Origin of the sequence: Pseudomonas rhizozeae (assembly GCF_031583775.1) — a bacterium.
Lineage (GTDB): Bacteria > Pseudomonadota > Gammaproteobacteria > Pseudomonadales > Pseudomonadaceae > Aquipseudomonas.
Genome location: NZ_JAVLSB010000054.1, coordinates 21,140 through 32,482, shown reverse-complemented (window position 1 = coordinate 32,482; position 11,343 = coordinate 21,140). Strand labels below are relative to the sequence as shown.

8 protein-coding genes are annotated in these 11,343 nt (G+C 62.3%); 3 read left to right on the top strand and 5 right to left on the bottom strand.

Going from position 1 to position 11,343, the window contains the following annotated elements; all coding sequences use genetic code 11:
• Nucleotides 1-231: 231 nt before the first annotated feature.
• The 5 genes from RG836_RS19360 to RG836_RS19340 all read right to left on the bottom strand — a co-directional run bounded on the left by RG836_RS19360 (nucleotide 232) and on the right by RG836_RS19340 (nucleotide 7,653).
• Complete coding sequence (locus tag RG836_RS19360; RefSeq protein WP_310848535.1) at nucleotides 232-1,437, bottom strand: JmjC domain-containing protein; 1,206 nt, start codon at nucleotides 1,435-1,437, stop codon at nucleotides 232-234.
• Nucleotides 1,391-2,452, bottom strand: coding sequence for an LLM class flavin-dependent oxidoreductase (locus RG836_RS19355; protein WP_310848533.1), 1,062 nt, complete (start codon nucleotides 2,450-2,452; stop codon nucleotides 1,391-1,393). Before RG836_RS19355 ends, RG836_RS19360 begins: the two co-directional genes overlap by 47 nt.
• Before the next feature lie 30 nt (nucleotides 2,453-2,482).
• Nucleotides 2,483-3,649, bottom strand: a complete 1,167-nt coding sequence (locus RG836_RS19350; RefSeq protein ID WP_310848531.1) for an LLM class flavin-dependent oxidoreductase — start codon at nucleotides 3,647-3,649, stop codon at nucleotides 2,483-2,485.
• Between the two features lie 73 nt (nucleotides 3,650-3,722).
• Nucleotides 3,723-6,260, bottom strand: coding sequence for a TonB-dependent receptor plug domain-containing protein (locus tag RG836_RS19345; RefSeq protein ID WP_310848529.1), 2,538 nt, complete (start codon nucleotides 6,258-6,260; stop codon nucleotides 3,723-3,725).
• 154 nt (nucleotides 6,261-6,414) lie between these two features.
• Entirely contained in the window at nucleotides 6,415-7,653 is a 1,239-nt protein-coding gene (locus RG836_RS19340; protein ID WP_310848527.1) for an acyl-CoA dehydrogenase family protein, read from the bottom strand.
• A gap of 278 nt (nucleotides 7,654-7,931) precedes the next feature.
• Between RG836_RS19340 and RG836_RS19335 the strand changes: the two genes are divergently transcribed.
• Genes RG836_RS19335 through RG836_RS19325 form a run of 3 tightly spaced genes read left to right on the top strand, consistent with a single transcriptional unit; the run spans nucleotide 7,932 to nucleotide 11,340 of the window.
• The gene (locus RG836_RS19335; protein ID WP_310848525.1) at nucleotides 7,932-8,921 is read left to right on the top strand and encodes an ABC transporter permease; all 990 of its coding nucleotides are present in this window, start codon (nucleotides 7,932-7,934) and stop codon (nucleotides 8,919-8,921) included.
• Nucleotides 8,918-9,748 carry an ABC transporter permease gene (locus RG836_RS19330; protein WP_310848523.1) on the top strand — a complete coding sequence of 277 codons (831 nt, stop codon included), beginning with the start codon at nucleotides 8,918-8,920 and terminating at the stop codon, nucleotides 9,746-9,748. Before RG836_RS19335 ends, RG836_RS19330 begins: the two co-directional genes overlap by 4 nt.
• Nucleotides 9,745-11,340, top strand: coding sequence for an ABC transporter substrate-binding protein (locus RG836_RS19325; protein ID WP_310848521.1), 1,596 nt, complete (start codon nucleotides 9,745-9,747; stop codon nucleotides 11,338-11,340). The genes RG836_RS19330 and RG836_RS19325 overlap by 4 nt, the downstream gene beginning before the upstream one ends.
• Nucleotides 11,341-11,343 lie beyond the last annotated feature (3 nt).

The following is an 11,343-nucleotide window of genomic DNA, read 5'->3' as shown; positions in this document are numbered from 1 at the left end:
CTAAGCAGCCGTTACCGCAGCAACGGATATGTACACCAACCAAATCCATCACCCCACCCGACGCCATCGCTGGCAAGCCAGCTCCCACAGGGGTTAGCGGGTAGCCGGTATTGCATCATCCGCAGGCATGCCGCCTTCGCGAGCAAGCCCGCTCCCACAGTTGTGAATGGCGCACACCTGACAGGCGATCAAAACCAACTCAACGATGGCCAGACAATCAAAAAACCACGCTCACCGCGGTACCAATTGCCGCAACGCACTCGCCTTGACCAACACCTCCACCAACTGCCGCAAATCCCCCACCGCAATCTGCGGAAACTCCAACCCCAACACTGCCAAATCAAACGCCGAATCCCGTGTCTCCAGCCACTCAATCACCCCAGCCAACCCACCCGGCACTTCACTGTCAAAGGTCACCCGCGCCCGCCAGTCCCGGTCCAGCGCACTGACCACCAACCGCGCCCGCCCAGGCCCGGCGGGCGCTACCGCCAATCGTGAGCCCGGCACCCGCAACAATTCACTGCCCTCCACCGCCGGCGTCGACTGCCACTGCAACACCGGCGTCGCCGCATCGTCCGCCAAACGCATCGCCAATTCCCCCAACAATGTCTGCAACGGTTCCGCATGCCCCACCGCACCGCCATACAAGGGCGAGCGCCAGCGCGCATCGCCGAGCAACCAGGGTTGTAACCAGCCCAACAGCGCATCGGCCAATACCGGCGGGCGGATGACGATGCTTAAGGACAACGAAGCCTCCAATGCCTCGGTCCGATGCCAGGTGCCGCGTGGCAGGTACAGCACCGAACCGGGCTGCATGTTGTGCGCGACAAACGTCACGCCAGACGCTTGGGGAAAGCCATCCCGCGCCTGTTCGTAGAGATTCTCCACCGCCACCATGTCCGGCCCGAATTGCGCGCCATAGGGTGAGGCGATCTCGGTCATTGGCGCGACATGGAAGGTCTTGCGCCCCAGCAACTGAATCGAGATCACTTCCTCGGCATCGTAATGACAGGACACGCCGTCATCCCCCGCCGAGGCAAAAGCGCTTAACCGCGCGCTGCCGCTGACCACGCCCAATTCTCGCTCCAGTGCCCGCAGGAACTCGCCTGCACCTGGCAGGGTCGACGTGAGGTCTTGCAGGAACACCGTCAGCCCCAGTTGCAGCAGGCTGGCGGCGTTGGCCTGGCTGTCGAACGTCTGCGGCGAACGCAGGCCGCGCCCGAACGACAGCGGCCCACGGTAGCGGTCGGTCAAGGCCTCAATGCTGTGCAGCAACGGCTGGCGGAACAGTTCCGGCAAGCGCGCCAGTGGCCCGTGTTCGACGCGGATCGCCGCCCAATCCTCCGCGACGAAATCCGGACCGCCGAACAACTGGCCGAACAGGCTCACCTCAGCCACGCCGGGCCACGGCCGCGCGCACCAGTGGAATGACGTCACGGCCGAAGATCAGGGTGTCCGGCACCGGATCGAAGCCGCGAATCAGGAATTTATCGACGCCGATCTTGTGGTATTCAAGCAACGCATCCGCTACTTGCTGCGGTGTGCCGACCAGCGCCGTGGAGTTGCCGTGGGCGCCGGTGACGGCAGCGAATTCGGTCCACAGGCGCTGATCGAGCACTGCGCCCTGGGCCGCCGCATCGCGCAAACGTTGCGAGCCGACGTTTTGATGCAGCGCCGGTGCCGGTGGGTATTTGGCTTTCGCCAGCGCGAGCAATTCACGGCTGCGCGCCCACGCGGCCTCTTCGGTGTCGGCGACCAGCGGGCGGAACGCGAGGAGAAATTTGATCTCATGCTCGCGGCCGTACTTGGCGGCAGCCTCGCGCACGTTGGCGATGGTCTCGGCGGTTTGCGCCAGGGATTCGCCCCACAGCGCATACACCTCGGCATGCTGCCCGGCGACTTCGAACGCCGCCGCCGACGAACCGCCGAAGAAGATCGGCACCCCGCCCGCCTGCCACGGCTTCACCGAGGACAGCGCGCCTTTGACTCGGTAGTAATCGCCCTGATGATCGAACGGCTGATCGCTGTGCCAGACCTTCTTAAGCACCGTCAGGTACTCGGCGGTGCGCGCGTAACGTTCGTCGTGGGCGAGGAAATCGCCGTCACGTTGCTGGTCCTCGTCGGTGCCGCCGCTGATCACGTGCACCGCCAGCCGCCCTTCGCTGAACTGGTCCAGCGTCGCCAATTGCCGCGCGGCCACGGTGGGCGCGACAAAGCCCGGACGATGAGCAAGCATCACCCCCAGGCGCTCGGTGTTGTGCAGCACATAGGCGGCGATCTGGTTGTTGTCTGGCCAGGTGGCGAAACTGCCGATCAGCAGCCGATCGAAGCCGTTGGCCTCGGCAGTGTGGGCCATGTGCTTGATGTAGGCCTTGTCGATGATCGGGCCGCTGGCCTCGATCACTTCCGCGCCGCTGCGGCTACTGGTGTGGCCGATGAATTCGAGACTCATGAGGTGCTCCTGAATAGGGGTTCGAGCGCGTTACAGGCGCAGGCCGGCTTGTTTGAGCAACGGCAAGATACGCTCGCCGAAATGCGCCAGGTCGACGGCAAAGTCGTGGAAGTTGAGCTGCACGCCGTCGATGCCGGCGGCTTTGAGCGCCACCAGTTGCTCGACCACTTGCTCCGGGGTGCCGACGATTTCGATGTTGCCGCCCAGCCCCAGGCCGGTGTTGCGCGAGCCCTCTGCGCGGCCGCGCCAGGCGTGGGCATCACTGGCGTAAGCCTTGTGATTGCCGAAGGCGCCGGGGACTTTGTTGCCGATGATCGCTTCGAGGTAGGCGCGGGTTTCGGCCTCGGTGTCGCGGCTGACGATGATCGGGTTGATGATGGTCCGCACTTCGCGGCCGAAGCTGCGGGCCCGGGCCTTGATGTTGCGCACATGGGCCGGAATGTCTTCGAGGGTTTCGCGAATGCCGGCGCCGGAGGAGTTGGTGATAAACACCAGGTCGGATTGGCTGGCGGCGAAGTCGATGCCCGCCTCGGAGCCGGTGGCGGTGACCAGCACCGGGCGGCCGTATGGTGGTTTGGGCGTGATGTAGCCGTCCTTGATCTTCCAGCCGTGGGCGCCTTCGTAGCTGAAGTTTTCCGTGCTGCTCCACAGGGTATTGAGCACGTCGAACAGTTCGCCCGCCAGTTGATAGCGCTGGTCGTGTTCGATCTGCGGACGGCCGAACATTTCGTGCTCGATGGGTCGGTGACCCGTGACGATGTTGATGCCCCAACGGCCCTTGGCAATGTGGTCGAGGGTTGCGCCGTACTTGGCGATGTGCAGCGGGTGCAACGGGCCGTACAGCACATGGATGGTGGAGATCAGCAGGATGCTGTGGGTGATCGCCGCCATCGCACCGAGGGCGATGAACGAGTCCAGCGACGCCTCGCCATCGTAGCCGCCCTTGGGCAACCACTGCGTGCGGCTGAAGGCCAGCTCGAAGCCCAGGGCCTCGGCCTGCTGCACAATTTTCGCGTTGTAGTCGAAGGTCCAGGTGTTGGACGTCGGATGGTTGGTGACGCGGATGTCCTGCATGTTGAGGAACACCCCGAGCAACAAGGGTTGCTTGAGCGCTTTGCTCAACGGGCTGTCGGCGAAGTCCAGCGGCGAGGGAAACGCGCTGCGTTCGAAGCGGTCGTTGACGTGGGGCTGAGCCATTTCGATGTCCTTTTTTTAGGCGAATCAAAGGCTGGGGCGGCGCGACCGAACACCGGTCGGGCCGCCACCGCGATTACCAGAAATAGTCGAGGCGTGCGTAGTAGTAGCCACCGTCCACCCCGTAGGGCGAATACCAGCTGTAGGCCGGGTTATCGACGGGCATGAAGTAATAAAGCTTGGCTTGTTCGCTGAGCTGTTCCGGGCGTTCGTTGAAGATGTTCAAGCCGCCCACCGAGACCTTGAACTGGTCGCTGATGTTGTAGGCCACGTCGAGGTCGGTGATGAACGCCGACTTGACCTTCTCGTCCCGGTTCTCGTTGTAGTAGCTCTTGCCGGTGACTGGGGAGTACCGGGTTTCCTTGATCGCCACTTCGAAGTCATCGATGAACCAGGTGTGCGACAGCGCGGTTTTATTCTTCGGAAATGCGCTGGTCAGGTTGCCCTGCTTGTCGCGGCCCAGCACTTCGACGCCGGTGCCGGCCAGGGAATCGGGTTCCTTGATGCTGCGGATTTCCTGCAGGCTCTGGGTGCTGGTCAGGGTCCATTTGCCGCGACCGTAAGCGCCGTAGTTGGCGCGGTAATCCGTCACCAGGTCGATGCCACGAGTACGGGTGTCGGCGAGGTTGCCGTAGTAGGCGACGCTCTGGTTGGTGCTCAGGCCGGCGTTGGCCAGCAACCGCGCGATGTTGGCGTCGTTGACCCCGCTGAGGGCGCTGGTTTGCAGGATGCGGTCCTTGATGTCGATCTGGTACAGGTCGACAGTGATGTCGAGATTCTTCGCCGGGGTGGCGACGAAACCGACGCTGTAGTTGCGCGACTTCTCTGGTTTAAGTTCTTTGGAACCCAGGGCCGCCGCTGTGGCCGAACCGGGTTGGGCGTAGGTGGTGACGGTCTGGCTGAGCACGCCGGTGACCGGGTTGGCGCTCCAGGCCGAGGTGCTGGAGGAGAAATACTGTTGCTGCAACGAAGGTGCGCGGAAACCGTTGTTGATCGCACCGCGCACGGCGAAGGTCGGGGTCAGTTGATAGCGGGTCGAGAGCTTGCCACTGGTGGTGTCGCCGACATCGCTGTAGTGCTCGAACCGCCCGGCCAGGCTCAGCTCCCAATCGTTGGTCAGCTTCTGGGTGAAGTCGACGTAACCGGCGGTGTTGCTGCGATCCCAACTCCCTGCGGCCTCAGGGCTGAAACCACCCCACCCGGCCGAACCGGAACTTGGACGCTTGCCGGCGTTAGGCGAGCCGACCGGATAGATGTAGCCGCCATCGGCATAGGAGGCGAACTCACCCTTGCGGATCTGATAACCGTCGACCCGATACTCGATACCACCGGCCACGTGCAGCGGATTGTCGAACAGCCCGGTGTCGAACGAGCGGTTGATGTCGAGGTTATTGGTCCACTGGCTGAAAATTGCCTCGCCGTTGTCGATGTCGGTGGGGCTCGACGGGCCGAACGAGGCGTTCAGCGAATCGTCGTTGTGGTAGTTGACGTCGTTGCGCCCGTAGCTGGTGGACAAGTCCCAGTCCCAACCGAGCACATCCTTGCCCTTGAGGCCGAACACGCCTTGCAGGTCGTCTTCGACCGAGCGGAATTTCGGCAGGAAACCGTCCGGGTAGATTTCCGGAATGTTCTGCGCCGAGTTGGCCGTGCGGTAAGTGCCGAACCCGGTGGAATCACGGTGGCTAAAAGTGGAGAACGAGTAGAAATCCAGCGCTTCGTTGAGCGGCAGTTCGGTGTTGTAGGCGAAGTTGTACGTCTGCGCCCGGGGCTGGCCCATGATCTGCCGGTTGCGGCTTTCGCCGAACTCGCGCGGGTCATTGCCGGAATAGATTTTGGTGCGGTCCGGCACGGCGCCGGCGGTGTTGCTGGTTTCCTGGATCTTGATATCGCCGCTGAGGTTGAAGAAACCGTCATTCGGCAACTCGAAACCCTGGTTGATCAGGCTCTCGCCGGTGGCGCCGAAGTTGCCCTTGTGCCCTTCGCGCTGGCCATACTGGCCGTACAACGCGGTGGCCTGGCCGCCGCTCTTGTTGCGTTTGAGGATGATGTTGATCACCCCGGCGATCGCATCCGAACCATACTGCGCGGCGGCACCATCGCGCAGCACTTCGATGTGGTCGACGGCGCTGACCGGGATCAGGTCGAGGTCGACCGGCGACTGACCGTTGGAGGTTGAGGACGACTGGTGGAAGATCTGCGCGGTGTTGTGCCGGCGCTTGCCGTTGACCAGCACCAGTACCGCGTTGCCGCCCAGGCCACGCAGGGTCGCGGATTTGACCGCGATCCCGGTGGCGCCGGTGAAACCGGCGTCGTTGGTGTAGGACGGCACTTGCGCCGCCAGGGCATCACGCAAGTTCTGCTTGCCGGACCGGGCGAGGTCGTCGGCGCTGATCACATCGATCGGCGCCAGGCTCTGCGCCACGGTCCGCGACTCTGTCCGCGAACCGGTCACCACCACGGTTTCCAGTGCTTTATCGCCATTGGCGGATTGCCCGGCGACCCGCCCGGTGGCGGCGTCGTCAGCGAAGGCAGCGGCGCTGCCACACAGGGTCATTACGCCAATCGACACCATCAGTCCGAGGGGCGAGCGTGGGGTATTCAAACGAGCATTCATGGACTACCTGCAAAAAATCAATTTATTGCTGGCGTGGTGGACGTTCCTGGCCATCTAAAAAGGAGTGGGGAAATGCGGTACCTGGCGGGGTCTTGCGCGTTAAAGGGTGATACAGACACGGGTTTAGCAAAGGCAGCGTCCCTGCTGCGCAACTTTAGAACACCAGCCCCTCGCGAAGGTGGGTGGTGGTTTCATTCAAGTAAAAGTCACCGACGACCCGCGCTTTATGCAGTAACGGGTTATGGTTCAACACCGTACGGATATTTCGCCAGTGACGATCGAAATTATATTTACGGGAAGTAGCGGAGCCGCCACCGACTTCAAATAATACTTCGGCGGAACGCAGCGCTAGTTTCGCCACCACCACTTGCATTTGTGCGTTGCTGATCGAGGCGTCAATTAATTGTTGATCCAAAGTGGGCGTTGCATTGAATAAGGCCTGGGAACTTTCATCGAGAATTCGCGCGGTATTGGCAATCAAGGCATCGACCGCATAAGCATTGGCGGCGATCTCGCCGACCACTTGTTGCACGAACTGGTCGTCACGGGCCACATCCGCCGGGCTGTGCATCGCCGCCCGTGCCTGTTTGCGCACGTAACTCACGGCGTCCTCGCGAATATTGCGCACCACTCCGGCGGTGCAGGCCGCCAAGTGTAACTGGCGCAAGGTCGAGCAATGCCGGCCGACGTCGGCGTTGTGGCTGCGGGTTTTGATTTCGTTGGCGAACACTTCGACGTTGTCCAGCGCCACCCCGCCGCTGGCGGTCAGGCGCTGGCCCATGCCGTCCCAGTCGTCGAGCACATTGATGCCCGGACGGTCGGCCGGCAACAGCACGGAAATCATCTGGCCGTCGTCATTGGTGGCGGAAAACGAGAGGAAATCCGAATAGGCCGAGCCGGTGGCGTACCACTTTTTGCCGTTGAGGCGGAAACTGTCACCGGTACGGGTCAACCGCGTGAGGATGGTGCCCAGCGGCGCGCCGACTTCGGTGTGGGCCCCGGCGAACAGCTTGCCGTCGAGTATTTTGTCGAGGTAATCGCGCTTCTCGGGGCTGTCCGGGCTGTGGATCACCGCCTCGCTGAAATTGAAATGCGAACGCAGGGCGTGGGCCACGTTCGGGTCGGCACTGGCCAGGCTGGCGATCAGTTCGATGTAGTCGCTGACGCTGCCACCGGGCCCGCCCAATTCACGTGGCACTCGCAGCGCGCCGAGGCCGGCCTCGCGGATCTGGCGAAATGCCTCGAATGGCAACTGCCGTTCCAGGTCCCGTTGCGAAGCGTCTTTGGCGATCTCGTCTACCAGCGCCGGTATCCGCGCCAGTAAACCTGGCAACCCAGCATGGGAAGTTCCGGAACGGGTTGCGCTGATATCAATAGAATGATTGAGCGTCACACTAGCCTCATCTAACCAAGCAATTAAAAGTGCCCTGCCCGGTAGTGGCAGACCCTATAACTTTCCGGAATAAACCTCTTTCGCCAACAACTTGGTTATTGGCTGGAGGCCGACAGTAATCATCCATCGGCGACCCGTCAATCATTGGGACTTGCGCGACGTATATCGTTTTTATCTATGCTTAGATAAGCGCAAAAGCATAACCATAGAACTTTTTCCTTCATTGACAAAGGTTATAAGCAACCCGTTAATAGCGGCGCACTTGATGGAATCATTCAATGAAGATCTTGCTGACTTTAAGCCACGCACTTTGGCGTGCGTTGCTGCATACCTTGCCGACCATGCTCGGTATTTTGCTGATTAACTTTCTCCTACTGCAATTAGCGCCGGGCGATGCCGCCGACGTGATGGCCGGGGAATCCGGTTCCGCCACCCAGGAAAGCCTGGCGGCGTTGCGCAGCCAATTTGGCCTCGACCAATCCATCGGCATCCAGTTGTGGAATTACCTGAGCAACCTGGCGCAATTCAACCTGGGTTACTCGCCGCGTTATGGCTCGTCGGTGGAAGCGCTGATCTCGCAGCGTCTCGGCACCACCCTGACCTTGATGTTGCTGGCGCTTTTTTTCTCGCTGCTGCTCGGCATCGCCCTCGGCATGCTCATGGCGCACTGGCACGGGCGCTGGCCGGATCGGCTGTTGTCGGTGTGCTCGCAGTTCTTCTATTCGGTGCCGGGATTCTGGATCGGCCTGATGCTGATCGTGGTGTTTTCGGTCAAGCTCGGCTGGCTGCCCACCGGCGGCGCTGGCACCATCGGCGCCGACCTGCATGGCTGGGCCGCCTTGCTCGATACCCTGCGTTACATGGCCTTGCCGGCCAGTTCCCTGGCGCTGATCTACATCGCCATTTATGCGCGCCTGACCCGCGCCTCAATGCTCGAAGCCGGGTCTCAGGACTACGTGCGCACCGCCACCGCGAAGGGGTTGTCGCCGTGGGTCATCACGTTCAAACACGTGCTGCGCAACGCCTTGCTGCCGATCACGACCATGGCCGGTCTGCACCTGGGCGGCATGCTCGGTGGCGCGGTGGTGATTGAAACCGTGTTCAGCCTGCCGGGCCTCGGACGCCTGGCCTATGACGCGGTGATGGCCCGGGACTACAACGTGCTGCTGGGAATTTTGCTGGTGTCGTCGCTGCTGGTGATCGTCACCAATGTGCTGGTGGACCTGCTGCAAACCTGGCTCGACCCGCGCATCCGGAGCCGCCGATGAGCACACTGCGCAAGTTCCTGCGCAACCCTACGGCCGTCGGCGGATTGCTGTTCCTGCTGAGCATTTCCCTGCTGGCGCTGATCGCCCCGCTGCTTTACCCCGGTGATCCGCTGGCGATGGAAGCCGATCCACTGCTGTGGCCCGGCCAGGACTGGCACTACCCGCTCGGCACCGATGCACTGGGCCGCGACTTGATGGCGGGGATCGTTCACGGCGGTCGGGTGTCGCTGCAAGTGGGTCTGCTGGCAAGCCTGTTTGGCGTCACGCTTGGCGTGTGCATCGGCGCCGTCGCCGGCTACTTCGGCGGCCGCGTCGACTATGGCCTGCAACGGCTGATCGAGATTTTCCAGACCATGCCCAGTTTCGTGCTGCTGGTAGCGCTGGTGGCCATCGCGCAACCGTCGGTGCCCACCCTGATTTTCGCCATCGGCATTATTTCCTGGCCCACGGTCGCCCGATTGATGCGCGCCGAAGTGCGCTCGATCCGCGAGCGCGAATACATCCTCGCCGCACGCAGCGTCGGCTACAGCCACCTGCGCATCATCGCTCTGGAAGTGCTGCCGAACATCCTGCCGACGCTGATCGTCACTGCGTCGATCATGGTCGCCTCGGCAGTGCTGATGGAATCGGCGCTGTCGTTCATGGGCCTCGGCGATCCGAACCAGGTGAGCTGGGGCAGCATGATCGGCAGTGGCCGCGAGCAGATTCGCACTGCGTGGTTCCTGACGGCGATCCCCGGCCTGGCGATCTTCCTCACCGTGCTCGCCTTCAACCTGATCGGCGACGGCCTGACCGACGCTTTCAACCATCAACGGACCGCCTCATGACCCTGACCCGACGCCAGTTGCTGGCCTACGCCGGCGCCACTACTACCCTGTTGCAACTGACCCCGCGTTTCTCGTTCGCCGACGACGGCCCGGTGCGCGGCGGCACCCTGAAGCTGCACATCGCCATCGAGCCGCCAATCCTGGTTAACCTGACCCACACGGCCGGCGCGGCGGTGTACATCACCGGCAAAGTCACCGAAGGCTTGCTGACCTACGACCTCGACCTCAAGCCGCTGCCACAACTGGCCACGGCCTGGACCGTCAGTGACGATGGCCTGGAATACACCTTCAGTTTGCGTCAGGGCGTGAAGTGGCACGACGGCCAGGACTTCAGCGCCGATGACGTGGTGTTCTCCCTGCAAACCCTGAAAGCCTCCAACCCCCGTGGCCGGGCGACCTTCGCCAATGTCGCCAGCATCACTGCGATCAACCCGCACCTGGTGCAGTTGAAATTGAGCAAACCGGCGCCCTATTTGCTCACCGCCCTCGCCGCCTGCGAGTCGCCGATCGTGGCCAGGCACGTCTATCAGGACGCGCGCCCCGAGACCCACCCGAACGCCACCGCACCCATTGGCACCGGGCCTTTCGTGTTCAAGGAATGGGTGCGCGGCAGCCACGTGATCCTCGAACGCAACCCCAATTACTGGGACGCGCCCAAGCCGTACCTGGACCGGATCATCGTGCGCTTCATTGCCGACTCCGCTGCCACTGTCGCGGCGCTGGAAGCCGGGGAAATCGACATCTCCACCGGCGGCGTGCCGCTGAGCGACATCGAGCGGATCAAGAACAATGCGCGCCTGAGCATCGAGGATCGCGGCGAGCCGTACATCAACGGCATCACCCGCGTGGAGTTCAACTTCGACAACCCCTACCTCAAGCAACATGCCGTGCGCCGCGCCATCGCCCACGCGATCAACTTGGAATTCATCCGCAAAACCATCTTCCTCGGCTACGGCCAGTCGCTGTACGGGCCGATCAGCCCGGACATGAAAAACTTCTACAGCGCCGATCTGCCGCGCTACGCCTTCGACGTGGCCAAGGCTAACCAGTTGCTCGACGAAGCCGGCCTGCCCCGCGCTGGCAACGGCGTGCGCTTCAAACTGACGCTCGATCCGCTGCCCGGCCCGGAGACCTACCGCCGCACCGCCGACTACATCAAACAAGCCCTGGCGAAGATCGGCATCCAGGTGACGCTGCGCTCGCAGGACTTCGCCACGTACGTCAAACGGGTCTACACCGACCGCGACTTCGACTTTACCCTCAACGGCATGAGCAACCTGTTCGACCCCACGGTCGGTGTGCAACGGCTGTACTGGTCGAAAAACTTCCAGCCCGGCGTGCCCTTCTCTAACGGCGCGCATTACAGCAACCCGAAAGTCGACGCGTTGCTCGAAGCCGCCGCCGTGGAAACCGACGTGCAGAAACGCTTCACGCTGTTCGCCGAATTCCAGACAATCATCGTCGAGGACTTGCCGGACCTGGGCATCTCGACCCTGGTCAACCCCATCGTCTATGACAAACGGGTCAACCGGTTCTTCGTCGGCGCTGAAGGTTTGGGCAGTAACGCGGCGGAGATTTATATCAAGGGTTGAGCC

Coding starts and splice junctions, on each gene's coding strand:
- RG836_RS19345 (WP_310848529.1), bottom strand. CDS start 6,260: ATGAATGCTCGTTTGAATACCCCACGCTCGCCCCTCGGACTGATGGTG.
- RG836_RS19330 (WP_310848523.1), top strand. CDS start 8,918: ATGAGCACACTGCGCAAGTTCCTGCGCAACCCTACGGCCGTCGGCGGA.
- RG836_RS19335 (WP_310848525.1), top strand. CDS start 7,932: ATGAAGATCTTGCTGACTTTAAGCCACGCACTTTGGCGTGCGTTGCTG.
- RG836_RS19355 (WP_310848533.1), bottom strand. CDS start 2,452: ATGAGTCTCGAATTCATCGGCCACACCAGTAGCCGCAGCGGCGCGGAA.
- RG836_RS19350 (WP_310848531.1), bottom strand. CDS start 3,649: ATGGCTCAGCCCCACGTCAACGACCGCTTCGAACGCAGCGCGTTTCCC.
- RG836_RS19325 (WP_310848521.1), top strand. CDS start 9,745: ATGACCCTGACCCGACGCCAGTTGCTGGCCTACGCCGGCGCCACTACT.